A 14,875-nucleotide genomic window follows, 5' to 3' on the forward strand; every position below is an offset into this window, starting at 1 on the left:
AGCAAAAGCCGGCTATTTATCATGCTTAGTTGCCTAAACCAGTGGTCCAGCCTTTAGTCCAGTCGTTGGCCGCATCCATGGCGCCGACAAAGGTGGTCTTGGTGAAGAAGCTGTCCACTGCGGCCATGTCTTTGGCAGCTGTGGTGTCGATGGTGTACAAGCCGTTCAGCACTGCAGCCTGGTCGGCCGCTGTTTTGTTGCCTTGCTGGCCTTCAAACCACTGTTTGACTGTCATGGTTGATGACACAGTGCCTTTGAACGGTTCCGGGCAACCCAGTACTGAGTGCGTCATCACCAGCCGTGCGCTCGCTGCTAAAGCCTGAGATTGCGTTGATTCAATTTCCAGACACTCACCCATAGCGCCAGTGTCAGTTTTTGGCCCGGCGATCAGGATGTTATGCAGCTTGGCTGAAGTACCGGCGCGCAGCAGGATGCCTTCTGAGTCCATGTCGGCCGACTTAAAGGTGTTGCCGATAATGGTCATGTTGGCAATGGTCGGCTCAGACAGTGGCGTCGCAGAGAAATTAGTCGACTGGTTGTCGGCTTCGATACCGCGGTTAGTCACAGTATTGGCGGCATCATGTTTCACCAGCAGGAACTGCGCTTTACCGTTCCAGCCGTCTGTCCAGTCCAGCGAGTCGTCTTCGTTACCGGTCAGCACCACATATTTGACGTTGACAGTACCGCCGAACAGTTCCAGACCGTCGTCGAGGTTTTTGTGGATTTGGATGTGGTCAACCACAGTGCCTTTACCCACGCCTGCCAGTGTCAGACCGTTTAATTCGTTGTCTTTGATCACTTCATAACCGGCGTTGCGGATTTGCACGTATTTGATCACACCAGAGTTATCGTCGGCTTTGTAACCGCCGTATGGGCCGGCGTTGCCTTCCGCTTCGATAGAACAGGTAGTTGCCGCCTGGTCACACTTGTTGCTTGGCGCATTACCCAGCACCACAATTCCGCCCCATTGGCCGGCGTGGGTGGCGGAGCCAATCACGTCCTGCAGCGAAGTGAACACGATAGGCGCAGTTGGTGAACCTTCCGCCATCAGTTTGCTGCCGCGGGCAACCACTAAGTAATCCTGGCCAGATTTACCGTAGATACGCACACCCGGGTCAATGCTCAGTGTGGCTGATGTGGTGTTATCGCCACCGACTGTCACTTTGCCGTTTAACACATAATCAGCACCAGCTTTGAGTGCCACGTTGCTGGTTAATGTGCCTTTGACTTCACAGTTCAGTTTGCCGGTCAGTGACGCAACTTCTGTAGTACCAGCCGGGCAGGCAGTCAGGGCTGCATTGCTGGCATGTAAACCGTGGGTCCAGCCTTTGGTCCAGTCGGTGATGCCGTCAAAAGCACCGATATAGGTCACGTTGTCGAACCATGGGTCAACAAAGTTTTGCATGTTGTAGCCTTTGCCAAGCGCCGGTGAAGTGGCCGCTGGCATGTAGCCGCCTAATAACGGGTCGGCTGTGCTGTTGTCTGGCTGAGCGGCAAACCATTTCGCCACGTCTAACAGGGTGTTACCGGCGGCATCTTTTGGCGATTTGAAGTTTTCCGGGCAGTTGACAATAGAATTACGGAAAATGATTTTGCCGCTGTTCGCATTGGCAACAGATTCAGGTGTTTCGATTTCAAAACACTCGCCCATGCCTTTTGGTCCCGTGATGATGGTGTTGTAAATCTCACCGGCAGTACCGGCGCGCAGCAGGATGCCTTCAGAATCGGCCGCGGCTGAGGTAAAGGCGTTACCGATAATAGTCATGTTCGAAATGCGTGGTTTTGACACTGGGGTCGCGTCAAATTTCGATGACTGGTTGTCGGCTTCAATCGCGCGGTTGGCTTCGAGGTTATTCGGGTTGTGACGAATAAGCACGTGCTGTACACGGCCGGTCCAGCCGTCAGCCCAGTCTAATGAATCGTCGCGGTTACCGGTCAGCACTAAGTGTTTGACGTCGACATTACCGCCGAAGAACTCGACGCCGTCGTCTGAATTGTTATGCACTTGCAGGTAATCCACAACAGTGCCTGAGCCGACACCAGCGAACGTTACGCCGTTTAATTCGTTGTCTTTGATGACTTCATAACCAGCGTATTTAACCTGAACAAATTTCAGGATACCGCTGCTGTCAGTCGGACGGTCGCCGCCGTATGGGCCGGCGTTGCCTTCGGCTTCAATTTTACAATTGGCCAGCGCTGCCGCGTCACACTTGTTGGTTGGCGCTTTACCCAATAACACGATACCGCCCCATTGGCCGGCTGACGCGTCATTGGCGGTGCCAATCATGTCGTTGACTGAGGTAAACACGATAGGCGCGTTGGCAGAGCCCACTGCGCTGATTTTCGAACCGCGGGCGACCACTAAGAAATCGGCGCCAGATTTACCGAACACAGTGGTACCAGGTTCAATGGTCAGGGTTGCGCTGTTGGCGTTGTCGTTACCGACCTGCACTTTACCGCTTAACGCCCAGACGATACCTGAGGTGAAAGTTGCGTCGGCGGTTAAAGTGCCGCTGACTTCACAAATGGTTTTGCTGATGCCACCGACCGCTGCGCCTTCTTTGGCAAAGCTTGGACATTTGCTGGTTGGGGTGGTCGGTGTAGTTGGGGTTGTCGGCGTGGTCGCGCCATTTCCAGTGCTAATCACAATGTCGCCGCCGCCACAACCGGCCAGGAATAAAGCAGTCGAAATTGCGCTTAACTTTAAAATCTTACCAAAAGCCATCTTAATCTCCGTCGATGCAGTGGGTCATAAAAAACTGCAGAGACGGTAAAGCGCTGGCGTGACTGTTTTATGACAGAATGTTGGCAGGCAGATGACAGTGTTGATAGCAGCAAGCGTGGCGCAGGCTGGCGTGGCTTCTGTCAAAAAAGCTTCAGAAAACTGTCACGGAACTGTCTTGCCAGTTCGTAATATTTTGACGCCGGCACGCGGCAGCCTGCTGAGCTGCCGTTGGTGGAAATCGCTGATAGCGCTGGCTATATGCAAATGAATTGTGACAAAGTCAGCACCGGACTGCTGTCTTTCATAAAATTGTCATAATAAGGCGGGATACTGCCAACAGTACCCAAAACCTCGGATGATGGTAACAGGCTATGTCGAGACGAATTCTGATAGTGGAAGATGAAGCACCAATTCGCGATATGTTGTGTTTTGTGCTGGAACAAAATGGATATCAGGCCAGCACTGCGGCTGATTTTGACAGCGCTATTAACCAACTGGTGGAACCTTATCCTGATTTAGTGTTGCTGGACTGGATGCTGCCAGGTGGCAGCGGCATTCAAATTGCCAAAAAAATGAAACAACATGAACTGACCCGCAGTATCCCAATCATTATGATCACGGCGCGCGGCGAAGAAGAAGACAAAGTGCGGGGGCTGGAAGTCGGCGCCGACGACTATGTGACTAAACCATTTTCACCGAAAGAGCTGATGGCGCGCATCAAAGCGGTGATCCGCCGCGTGGCACCAACCAGTCTGGATGAAGTGATTGAAGTGCAGGGGTTAAAACTGGACCCGGTGTCGCATCGTGTCACTGCAGTGGACCAGCCACTGGATATGGGCCCAACCGAATTCCGCCTGCTGCACTTTTTTATGACGCACCCGGAGCGGGTTTACAGCCGTGAACAGTTACTGGACCACGTCTGGGGCACCAATGTTTATGTTGAAGACCGCACGGTAGATGTACATATCCGCCGGCTGCGTAAAGCGATTTCACACGGGGGTCACGACCGCCTGGTGCAAACCGTACGTGGCTCCGGCTATCGTTTTTCGGTAAAATAACCTCAGTCCGCCGCTCGGCCTGTCCCTGACAGGCCGTCGCAACCAAGTAGGTACTATGCGTTTATTACTGTCCAAACGGGCTATCGTCAGTCGTCTGGCTGGTTTGTTTTTGCTGGCCGCAGCACTGGGTTGGCTGTTTGACCTGACCAGTGAGTTCCTGTTGTTGCTTGCGCTAGGTATTATTGCCTGGCATTACAAACATCTGTTTTTACTGGATAAATGGTTATGGCGTGACCGCAAGTTATCGCCACCGGCCGGCGATGGCAGCTGGCAGCAGGTGTTTGACGGTATTTATTATCGCCAGCGCAAAGCTCGCAAGAAAAACAAAGATTTACGCGCATTGGTGCGGCGGTTTCGCGATGGCGCTGAAGCTTTACCAGATGCCATTGTGGTACTGAGCCTCGACTGGACTATCGTCTGGTGCAACAAACTGGCGCAGCAGTTGGCCGGCCTGAGATGGCCGATGGACGAGCGTCAGCGCATTGATAACCTGATTCGTAACCCCGAATTTCAGCAATATCTGCAGCAGCAGAATTTCGAGCAAGCCATTGAGTTGCCTTCGCCACTGACCGAAGATCTGACGCTGGAATATCGCGTGCTGCAATATGGCGAAAAACAGTATCTGCTGATCATCCGTGATATCACCCAGCTCAAACAGCTGGAGCAAATCCGCAAAGATTTCGTCGCCAACGTGTCACACGAACTGCGTACGCCGCTGACCGTGCTGCAGGGTTACCTGGAAATGATGGAACCTGAGCATCTGCCACAGCAGGCGATTTGGCAAAAAGCCCATTCGGTGATGCTGGACCAGACCAAACGCATGGACAATCTGGTACAGCAGCTACTGACCTTGTCGCGAATTGAAGCCGCTGCCAAAGTGCAATACGACGACAATGTTGACGCGCCGGCCATGCTGGCGTTGCTGGAGCAGGAAGCACAGAGCCTGAACCGCGAGAAACAGCACCACATCCAGTTTGCGATTGACCCTGATTTGCGCGTCAATGCCATCACCGAAGAGCTGCGCAGCGCCTTTTCCAATCTGGTGACTAATGCGATTAAATACACCCCGGATGGCGGCGAGATCAAAGTCAGCTGGCGGCGTGAACATCACAAAGCGGTGTTTACTGTGACCGACAACGGTGAAGGTATCGCGTCACAACACGTCAAACGTTTAACCGAGCGGTTTTACCGGGTCGATCAGGCGCGGGCCCGCAACACTGGTGGCACTGGCCTTGGCCTGGCCATCGTGAAACATGTGCTGTCGCGGCATCAAAGCCGGCTGATGATCTTCAGTGAACCGAAACGTGGCAGTTCGTTTTCTTTTGCGCTGCCGCCGGAGTTGGTGGTCGGCGAGCTGACGGCAATCCAGCCGAAGTTACCGAAGAAGCTGAAATAATCTGACAACATGGCCACAGCAATCTGTTGCTGTGGTCATGTTGTTCTCTGTACTACTTCAAAGCCGGCGCTTGCGCCAGAAAATCTGCGGCTAACCCCGCCAAAGCCCGTACGCCATTTTCCATCGCCGGTTCATACACGCGGAAAAACGGTGAGTGATTCGGAGCGGTTTTATCCAGCGGCTGGCCTGGTTCGGCAATGCCGAGGAATAAAAACACCCCCGGTACTTCCTGTTGGAAAAAGGAAAAATCTTCCGAAGCAGTGATAGGTTTGATTGGGCTTACACCGGCTTTGGCACCGGCCCAGTTCAGCGACGGCATAGCCCATTCAGTCAGGCCGGCGTGGTTCCAGGTTACAGCAGCAAAACTTTGCGAATGGAAATGCGCCGTGGCGCCGCTGGCCGCAGCGATATGTTCGCTGGTGTGCTGCATTTTGCTGATGAGCTGCTCGCGCATCGCCGGGTCAAAGGTGCGGATAGTGCCGCCAAGTTTGACTTCATCCGGGATAATGTTCCAGCGCACCCCGCCGTGGACCTGACCAATCGACATCACTGCCGGCGCTTGTGTGACATCGAGCTGCCGGGCCGGAATTTGATGTAAAGCGGTAATGAGTTGACCTGTGACTGCAACCGGGTCAATGCCGCGCCACGGGCTGGAGCCATGTACCTGCACGCCTTTGACGGTAATTTCGAAACTGTCCGCTGCCGCCATAATGCCTTCAGGTTTGACCTGTAACTGTCCGGCAGGACCTGGCCAGACATGCACGCCAAAAATCGCATCGGGTTTGCGTTTAGCAAAAATCCCTTCTTTGAGCATCAGCTTGGCGCCGCCTTCTTCTCCTGGCGGTGGGCCTTCTTCGGCCGGCTGGAAAATAAACATCACATCACCGGCCAGCTGCGCTTTGTGCTGGCTCAGCACCGTCGCTGCACCCAATAACATCGCGACGTGTGCATCGTGTCCACAGGCATGCATCACACCAACCTGCTGACCGTTAAATTCAGCCACTGCTTTGGAGGCAAAAGGCAGGTCCACTTGCTCTTTAACCGGCAAAGCATCCATATCGGCGCGCAGCGCTACTAATTTTCCCGGTTTGGCGCCTTTTAAAATCGCCACTACCCCGGTGTGGGCGATACCGCTTTGGACTTCGAGGCCGAGTTTTTTCAGTTCAGCCGCCACCAGTGCGCTGGTGCGTTTTTCCCGGTTCGACAGTTCCGGATGTTGGTGTAAATCACGACGCCAGTTGATCACTTGTGGCATCACGGCACTAATTGCCGGCGTCAGGGCCGTTTTCACATCGGCGGCTTGGGCCTGCGCGGTCAGTGCGATGGTCAGGGCGGAAAGCAAAAAACGCATATCAATTCCTGATAGAAGAAAAAAGGGACAGCGTTAACTTAGCGGGAAATCAGCCGCTTGCCAACCGCCAGACAACCGCTGCGACGGATAAATCCGGCGCTCAGTCCGGGGTTTACAAAGTAGCCGGATTTTTAGCTAAAAAAATGTGAATTTAAAGAAGTTTAAAAGTTGAGCTCGCCGAAATATTCACCTATGGTGATGCCAGCACTGGCAAAAAGGAGAACAAAAATGTGGAAAGCTTACCTTGTGTTCGCGTCGCTGACAGTGCTGTCCTGCGCGGCAGCTGCAAGCGATTTTGTGTTACCGGAAGCCTGGCAGGGCGAAGCCCAGGATTCTACCATCACCATTAGTTACAGCGACCTGGATTTTGTACTGGATTCTGCAGTGCTGATGTCTGGCCCGCCAAGCCGGAAGAAATCCAAAGCTTCATCTGCAACTGTCAGTACCCGGCTGAAAAACAATTACAACACTTTGACGACCAATGCCGGCAACCGCATCATGTTCGAAGAGTTTAAAAAGAAACCAGAAATGGCGGCGGTAGTCAGTAAAATCCGTGCCAGCCTGGAGTCAGTTCCCGCAGAGATCCCACTGAATTCGCTCAGTAAAAAAGAACAAATCGCCTTTTGGCTGAATTTATACAACGTGGTGGTGATCGATGAAATCAACAAAATCTATCCGAAAAAAGATTTGGAGGATTTTGTCACTGGTAAAGACGGTTTATTGACCCGCAAGCTGGTCAACGCTGGTGGCGTACAACTAAGCCTCAATGACATTCAGTACGGCGTATTACAACAAAAATACCCGGATGATGTGCTGGTGATTTATGGCTTGTATCAGGGATATATCGGCAGCCCCAGCATCCGTAAATACGCCTACACCGGTGCCAATCTGAACCGTTCGCTGCAGTTTAATGCCAATGACTTTATCAATACCAACCGCGGCACTTATCCCAATGGCAAAACCTTCCGGGTTGCCGGTTTTTATCAGCGCAACGCCAGTTATTTTCCCGATTTTGCCACCGATTTACGCAGTCACTTAAGAGAATACCTACGGGAAGATGAGATTCCGCTGTTGGACGAAGCACAAACGCTGGTTGCTGACATTAACGACTGGACTGTGACGGATATCTATGGCACCAGCCGTAATTATGGCGGTGGCGCAGCGACGAACGATGCAGCTTTGTTAGGTGCTTTCGCGCAGGGCGAGACAATGGCGGGCTCGGAGGAAGTTGCCAATCTGGAACTGATGGCAAGCACGGTACAGGCGAAATCTGTGACTTATGGCCGCTTCTCTGCTGATCAGGTGCAAAAGCTCAAAGAGTTGAAATTTAATCATGAAAACCGTGGTGGCGTGGTGACAGTGACGGATTTAACCGAAGCAGAAGCGGCGAAGAAAACCGAGTCCGGGCAAAACAACGATAAATCCGGGCAATAAATTATCTGTAATAAAGCATTGGAAAAGGAGTTTCAATGAAAAGAGTGTTGTTGATTGCCAGTTTGTTCAGCGCAGTGGCCAGCACTGCGCTGCCAGCGGCGGAATTGCCGGAGCATTGGTTTGGCTCGGACGAGCAATCACAAATCCAAATCCGCTACGATGATGTGGACCACCTGCTGCAACAAGCGGTGCTGATGTCGGGCCCACCGAGTCGAAAAAAGTCTTCCGCCTCAACTGCCACAGTAAATACCCGCCTAAAAAACAATTTTAATGTGCTGACCATCAACGCCGGCAATAAGTTGTATTTTGAAGAATTCCATAAAAAACCTGAACTGCGCGCTGCAGTGACCGAAATCCGCAAAAGCCTGGAAGCCATACCAGCCAGTATCCGGCTCAATCAGTTAAATCAAAAGGTACAACTGGCGTATTGGCTGAATCTGTACAATCTGGTGGTGATTGATGAGATCAATCAGATTTATCCGCGCAAGAACCTGAAAGACTATGTACTGGCGCCGGATGGGCTGCTCGCCCGTAAAACCATGCAGATTGAAGGGGTAGCGCTTAGTCTGGATGATATCCAGCATGCGGTGCTCAAGGTTAATTTTCCGGACCAGCCACTGGTGTTATATGGATTGTATCAGGGCTACATTGGTAGTCCCAGCATTCGCAAGCACGCCTATACCGGCGAAAATGTGATGCGGGCTTTGAAGCTCAATGCTTTTGATTTTATTAACTCGAACCGTGGGACTTATCCGGATCGCAACAGTTTCAGAGTCGCCGGGTTTTATCAGCGCAATGCCGGATATTTTCCCGATTTTCAGTCTGACCTGCGTGAGCACATCAAAGGCTTTTTGCAGGATGCTGAACAGCCTTTGCTGGCCGAAGCTGAGCTGCTGGTGACTGATATTAACGATTGGACCGTGACTGATATTCATGGCAGTAGCCGCAGTTATGGCAGCGCTGCGCATATCAACAGAGCGGCCATTCTGGACATTCGCAATATGCCAGATGCCGCGTCAAGCTGGATTGGTAAAGTGGATGATGTAGGATTGTATTCGTCAGACCAGCTGCAACGGATGCGCGAGCTGCGGATTAATCACATCAACAGGGGCGGTGTGGTGACAGTCAGCGACTTGCCGGCGGACGCGGCAACAACGAACACCACAACAAAACCATAACAGCAAAGGCGGGCTGATCTGCAGCCCGCCCTGCCCAAAATTATATCCATTATTAATTGTCTTCGGTCAGTTCCGGCAGTCCCGGGCACTGCAGCGTCAAACCAGCGCGTTTTAAGAATTGCTGTTCAGTGCGAAGGTCCGCGGCGAGCACTGTGTGCTGCTGATACCAGCTTTCTGGCAGTAGCAATGTCAGCTCGGCCGGTTGGGCGATACAACTGAATGTCGGCACTATGTCCTCGCGGCGCTTTTGATTCAAAAGCACGGCCAGGCGGAAAATCGTCAACGCATGATAAAAGTCGGCCTGCTGGTACAAATAAAACGCCGAGACATCGTCTGGTTTAATCTTGCGCCGGTGATAACGCACTAAAGACGCCAGCACCCGCTGCTGTTCCTGATTAAACCCGGGCAAATTGGCGTTATTCAGAATATACGCACTGTGGCGCTGCACGCTGGACGAATTAATCTGCAGGCCAATCTCATAGACATAACAGGCAAATAACAGCAGTTGATGCCACTCTTCGCTAAGCTGCCAGGCGGCATGACATTGTTGCCACAAAACCTCCACGGTCTGACTGACCCGGCCAGCCTGTTCAGTGTCGATAGCGTATCTTTTAATCAGGCTCTGGATGGTATGCTGGCGGATATCCTGATGCTGCAGGCGGTCACTCATTTCATACAACACACCTTCACGCAGCGCAGCATCGACATAGACCATCTCATCAATGCCAAGCATCCGGAAGGATGCCAATAAAATCGCAAGACCAGGTGCCAGCAGTTGTTTGCGATCTTCAGTCAGGCCAGGCAGATTTAAATCTTCACATTGCTCTACCTGCAGCAGCAGTTGTTGCAGTTTTTCCAGGTGTTCCAGCCGAATCACATGCGGATGCCAGCCGAGACCACTGACGATGTCTTTAATGGTTTTGATGGTGCCGGAAGTGCCAACCGCTTGCTGCCAGCCGGTGGCTTTGTAGCCGGTGTAGATATTTTCCAGTTCCTGTTCGGCCAGTAACAAGGCGCGCTCAAAACGCTTTGGACTGATTTTGCCTTTTTGGAAGAAAAACTTGGCAAAACTGACACAGCCCATATTGCGGCTTGCCAGTTTCAGCGGCTGAAAATCCACGCCGATGGCAAATTCAGTGCTGCCGCCGCCAATATCGATGACCAGGCGCTGACCGGTATAAGTTTCGAAGTGTGCCACACCCTGATAAATCAGCCGGGCTTCTTCCTGACCGGCGATGACTTCAATCGGAAAGGGGAAAATAGCCTGGGCTTGCTGTAAAAAGCGGGCACTATTTTTGGCGCGCCGCAGGGTGTAGGTGGCAATCACCCGCACTGCCTGCGGCGGCATATCTTTTAACGTCTCGGCGAATTGGCGCAATACACTGAGGCCGCGTTGCATCGCTTCGTCGCTGAGCATTTGTTGTTCATCCAGCCCATCGGCCAGCTGCACTTTTTGTTTTTCCCGGTGCAGCAGTTGTAACGCGCCGTCGACGATACGCGCTATCACCAGATGGAAACTGTTCGAGCCAAGGTCAACAGCCGCGATGAGTTCTGCGGCTGACAATGCATTGGGCGTCAAATGGGTCATAAATCTGCCTGAATAGTCGGTCCCAGCTGCTGACTGGCGAGATAGTCATAAATCGCCTGCTGAGACCTGATACTTTTTTTGTTGCCCCTTTTGACATAGGGGTTGCTCTGATCGCTGTCGATAAGCCGGGCTTTGACATTGTCATTCCACTGCAAATCCAGGATCGTCATAATTTGTTGTTTAATCCGCGCATTATAGATCGGCACGCCCACTTCAACCCGCTGTTCAATATTACGCGTCATCCAGTCGGCCGATGACAGATACAAATCAATATCACCGCCATTAAAGAACTGATAGACCCTCGCATGTTCCAGATAACGGTCTAACACGCTGATAACCTTGATATTGTGACTTTTACCTGGGATGCCCGGAATGAGTGAGCACATGCCGCGCACAATAATACGCACCTTAACCCCAGCCTGGCTGGCTTTATACAGCATCTCAACAATAGGGTCATCGACCAGATTATTCAGTTTTAACAGGATCTCTGCTTTGCGCCCGCTCAAAGCAAAGTCTATTTCCCGTTGGATCAGGTTATTCAGCTTAGGGCGGCTCCAGGTAGGTGACACAATTAAGTGTTTGAATACAAATGGCTTATAGCTGTATTCGACAAACTCAAACACCTGATCGACTTCGTCACAAATCTCCGTGTGGCAGGTAAACAGACTCATATCGGTATAAATCCGGGCAGTTTTTTCGTTGAAATTGCCGGTGCCGATATGGGCATATTTGACCAGACCGCTTTTTTCTTCGCGGCTGATAATGCAGAGTTTGGAGTGAATTTTCAGTGTGGTCAGGCCAAATACTACCTGGACGCCGGCCTGTGTCATGCGTCGTGCCCACTGAATGTTGTTTTCTTCGTCAAAGCGTGCTTTGAGCTCAACGACAACGGTGACTTTTTTGCCGTTGCGCACAGCATCCAATAACGAATGGATCACGCGGGAATTTTTTGCCACCCGATACATGGTCATTTTGATCGACTTCACTTTCGGGTCAAAAGACGCTTGCCGGACCCATTCGGTGAAATAGGTAAAGTTATGGTAAGGGTAGTGCAGCAATACATCGTGATTACGGATAGCGTCAAAAGTGGTGTTGTATTGCTCAAAATCAGGGCTTGGCAACGGCGGCAGCGGTGGAAACTCCAGGCTGGCGTGGCCGGTATAAGGGAAGCTGATAAAATCTTTAAAGTTGCGGTAGCGCCCGCCCGGGATCAGCGCATCTAAGGTATTAGCGCCGAGCAGTTTGCGTAAAATCTTCAGCATATGTTCGGGCATCGAGACGTCATACACCAAACGTACTGGCTCAGATTCCAACCGCTGCCGGATGCCGTGCGACATTTTGTCGAGCAGGCTCTGGTCCAGCGATTCACTCAAGTCATATTCGGCGTCTTTGGTCAGTTTCATCGAATAGGCCTGAATGTCGCAGAAATCAAAGAAACCGGCGAACAAATCATGCAGGCAATGAATGATCACGTCATCGAGCATCATAAACTGATGCCGGTAGCGGCCTTTGCGTTTGGTGCGGTTCAGCGCGATCGGCAGCTCCAGGAACCGCGACACATCATCGGTCGGCACCTGCACTATGGCGTATTCGGGTTTGCCTTTGCCGGTCATTTCGACCATCAGATAAGTCGCATTATCTTCCAGCCGTTTTGACAGCTGCAGATGTTCATTCGACAGCAGAATAGGTGAAATATGCCGCAGCACTTTTTCTTTGAAATAGGATTTTACCCAGGCGCTTTGGGATTCATTCAGCTTATGCTGGTCGATAAATTCGATATTGTGCTTGCGTAAACCCAACTGCAGGTCCATGTGGATCGCATTAAACTTTGCGCCTAAACGTAAGACAAATTGCTGAATTTGCTTTAATAAATGTTCAGTCTGGCTGGCATCTTCTTCATGGTATTTCTGTAGCATGATGCGACGTTTTACGTCCGCCACCCGCACCCGGTAAAACTCATCCATGTTATTGGAATAAATCCCGAGAAAGCGCAGCCGTTCAATCAATGGGTTACGTTCATCAGCCGCTTCCTGTAACACACGTTCGTTAAAGGCGAGCCAGCTCAGTTCTTTCGGGAAAAAATGAGTCGGGTGTTCTGCATTGCTTTGTAATTCCATACCAATTCCATCACAGCGGGGGAGGGTCTGCGCTTAATCTATGGCAGTTTGATGAAAGATTTATGAATAAGATAGCCCGTCACGTCTGAAGATGCACGGGCTATTGCGGGCACAAAGCGGGTCAGTTCAGATTTTCCACATCGACCATGACGTCAGACGCTATATCTTCCAGCGCCCGTACTACTTCATCTTTGTTCAGCCCTTCCGGCAATTCAACTGTGGCAATGGCATTAAACAAAGGCACGCCCCAGTTTGGCGCACTTTGTTTTGAACTTTCAAAATGAATGATGTTGGTGCCTTTGTGTTTGATCACTGATGACAGTTCGCGCACTATGCCCGGTCTGTCGTTGCCGGTGATGACAAAACGCAGCAGTTTTTGCTGATTAACGCGGGAGTCCACCCCATGCTGTACGCGGATATCCAGATCCTTCATTTGCTGCAAAGCTGCGGTCAAGGCCGCAACATGTTGTTCTGCCACTTCAACCTGTAAAATCCCGGCGAAGTAACCCGCCAGGTGGCTGAGATTACTGGCCGTCCAATTGCCGTGATATTCGGCAATTAACGTCGCAAGCTGTTCGACCAGGCCGGCTTTATCCTGACCAATCAGCGTTAAAACCAACTGCTTCATAGCGCATTTCCTTGTTATGTACATCGCTGTTAACGAGATTCAGCGTGAAATATATATCATTAAAAAATATAATTTTTGTTATGGAGCGGGCTTGACCCTGCTACGAATTGAAATCCGTCCGGGCGCCCAGCCTGCCAAAACTATAGCCAGTCGCCTTAAAAACACAACACCACTGACCGATTTTCCAGGAATTTGCGCCGGGTATTTTTTCGTCATAATAGTGTCATATTTACGCCATATGATGCGAAGCGTGAACTTCAGGCACAGGCCTGCGAATGCCAACAAGAGGACTTTAAGGTGAAAACTTTTAAAATTTTATCGACTGCGGCGCTGGTTGCTGCAACATTCAGTTTTCAAGCCGCCGCGGTGACTAAAGTCGACCCGGCATTACCTGAGTACCAGAAAGCCTCTGGCGTATCAGGCAACATCTCCAGCATCGGTTCAGACACGCTGAACAACCTGATGACGCTGTGGGCTGAAGATTACCGCAAACTGTACCCAAATGTGAACATTCAGATCCAGGGCGCCGGTTCTTCAACTGCACCAACAGCGCTGACTGAAGGGACCGCAAACTTCGGCCCGATGAGCCGTGCCATGAAGCCAAGTGAAATTCAGGCATTTGAAGCTAAATATGGCTACAAGCCAACAGCAGTGCCGGTTGCAGTGGATTTACTGGCGGTTTATGTCAATAAAGACAACCCAATCAAAGGCCTGACCATGGCGCAGGTTGATGCTGTGTTCTCTGCCACACGTAAATGCGGTTACAAAGAAGACGTGACCCGCTGGGGCCAGTTAGGTCTGGACGGCGCCTGGGCAAACCGTGACTTCACCATGTATAGCCGTAACGCAGTTTCAGGCACTTATGGTTATTTCAAAGAACACGCGCTGTGTAAAGGCGACTTCAAATCCAGCATCAATGAACAGCCGGGTTCTGCATCAGTAGTACAAGGCGTCAGCGAATCGATCAATGGTATCGGTTATTCAGGTATCGGTTATGTCACCTCTGGTGTACGTCCGCTGCCACTGGCGAAAAAAGAAGGCCAGCCATTTGTTGAACCAACAGCTGACCACGCGTTAGATGGTAAATATCCACTGTCGCGTTTCCTGTTTGTTTATGTGAATAAACACCCGAACAAAGAGCTGACGCCGATGGAACGCGAGTTCATCAAACTGGTGTTATCAAAACGCGGTCAGGAAATCGTGGTGCGTGACGGTTATGTGCCGGTACCAAACAAAGTTGCGGCCAAAGTACTGGCTGAGCTCGGTATCAAATAAATATCAGTTGTTGCCAGAGGCGCCTGCGGGCGCCTTTTCTCTTTGGGCTGATAGCCTGAGTGCTTGCTCAGCATCTCAGCAGTAAAAGCCTGAATATTGCCAAATTATGACAAAAAATCTCTTTG

At 51.3% G+C, this 14,875-nt stretch carries 10 protein-coding genes; 5 read left to right on the forward strand and 5 right to left on the reverse strand.

The window, feature by feature from the left end:
• Positions 1-25 precede the first annotated feature (25 nt).
• The gene (locus tag ABNT34_RS18110; protein ID WP_348734157.1) at positions 26-2,725 is read right to left on the reverse strand and encodes a hypothetical protein; all 2,700 of its coding nucleotides are present in this window, start codon (positions 2,723-2,725) and stop codon (positions 26-28) included.
• Positions 2,726-3,096: 371 nt separating this feature from the next.
• Here ABNT34_RS18110 and phoB point away from each other — a divergent pair, with 371 nt between their 5' ends.
• Both phoB and phoR read left to right on the forward strand, forming a co-directional pair.
• Complete coding sequence (gene phoB, locus ABNT34_RS18115; RefSeq protein ID WP_031568707.1) at positions 3,097-3,783, forward strand: phosphate regulon transcriptional regulator PhoB; 687 nt, start codon at positions 3,097-3,099, stop codon at positions 3,781-3,783.
• 55 nt (positions 3,784-3,838) lie between these two features.
• Positions 3,839-5,179 (forward strand): phosphate regulon sensor histidine kinase PhoR, encoded by a 1,341-nt coding sequence (gene phoR, locus ABNT34_RS18120; RefSeq protein WP_348734159.1) that lies wholly within the window; start codon positions 3,839-3,841, stop codon positions 5,177-5,179.
• Between the two features lie 52 nt (positions 5,180-5,231).
• On the opposite strand, the gene ABNT34_RS18125 is transcribed toward phoR, so the two are convergent.
• A complete protein-coding gene (locus ABNT34_RS18125; protein ID WP_348734161.1) occupies positions 5,232-6,530 on the reverse strand; it encodes an amidohydrolase in 1,299 nt (432 codons plus the stop codon).
• A gap of 228 nt (positions 6,531-6,758) precedes the next feature.
• On the opposite strand from ABNT34_RS18125, the gene ABNT34_RS18130 reads away from it, so the two are divergent.
• Complete coding sequence (locus tag ABNT34_RS18130) at positions 6,759-7,964, forward strand: DUF547 domain-containing protein (protein ID WP_348734163.1); 1,206 nt, start codon at positions 6,759-6,761, stop codon at positions 7,962-7,964.
• A 35-nt stretch (positions 7,965-7,999) separates the two neighbouring features.
• Positions 8,000-9,142: a DUF547 domain-containing protein gene (locus ABNT34_RS18135; protein ID WP_348734165.1), complete on the forward strand. Its 1,143-nt coding sequence runs from the start codon at positions 8,000-8,002 to the stop codon at positions 9,140-9,142.
• Positions 9,143-9,194: 52 nt separating this feature from the next.
• Here ABNT34_RS18135 and ppx read toward each other — a convergent pair whose 3' ends face one another.
• From ppx to ABNT34_RS18150, 3 genes are all read right to left on the reverse strand, one after another.
• Positions 9,195-10,730: an exopolyphosphatase gene (ppx, locus tag ABNT34_RS18140; protein ID WP_348734167.1), complete on the reverse strand. Its 1,536-nt coding sequence runs from the start codon at positions 10,728-10,730 to the stop codon at positions 9,195-9,197.
• A complete protein-coding gene (gene ppk1 / locus ABNT34_RS18145; RefSeq protein WP_348734169.1) occupies positions 10,727-12,847 on the reverse strand; it encodes a polyphosphate kinase 1 in 2,121 nt (706 codons plus the stop codon). The genes ppx and ppk1 overlap by 4 nt, the downstream gene beginning before the upstream one ends.
• 121 nt (positions 12,848-12,968) lie before the next feature.
• A complete protein-coding gene (locus ABNT34_RS18150) occupies positions 12,969-13,475 on the reverse strand; it encodes an ACT domain-containing protein (protein ID WP_348734171.1) in 507 nt (168 codons plus the stop codon).
• A 330-nt stretch (positions 13,476-13,805) separates the two neighbouring features.
• Between ABNT34_RS18150 and ABNT34_RS18155 the strand changes: the two genes are divergently transcribed.
• A complete protein-coding gene (locus ABNT34_RS18155; protein ID WP_348734287.1) occupies positions 13,806-14,750 on the forward strand; it encodes a phosphate ABC transporter substrate-binding protein PstS family protein in 945 nt (314 codons plus the stop codon).
• Positions 14,751-14,875 lie beyond the last annotated feature (125 nt).

Source organism: Rheinheimera texasensis, assembly GCF_964031785.1.
Taxonomy (GTDB): Bacteria; Pseudomonadota; Gammaproteobacteria; order Enterobacterales; family Alteromonadaceae; genus Pararheinheimera; species Pararheinheimera texasensis_A.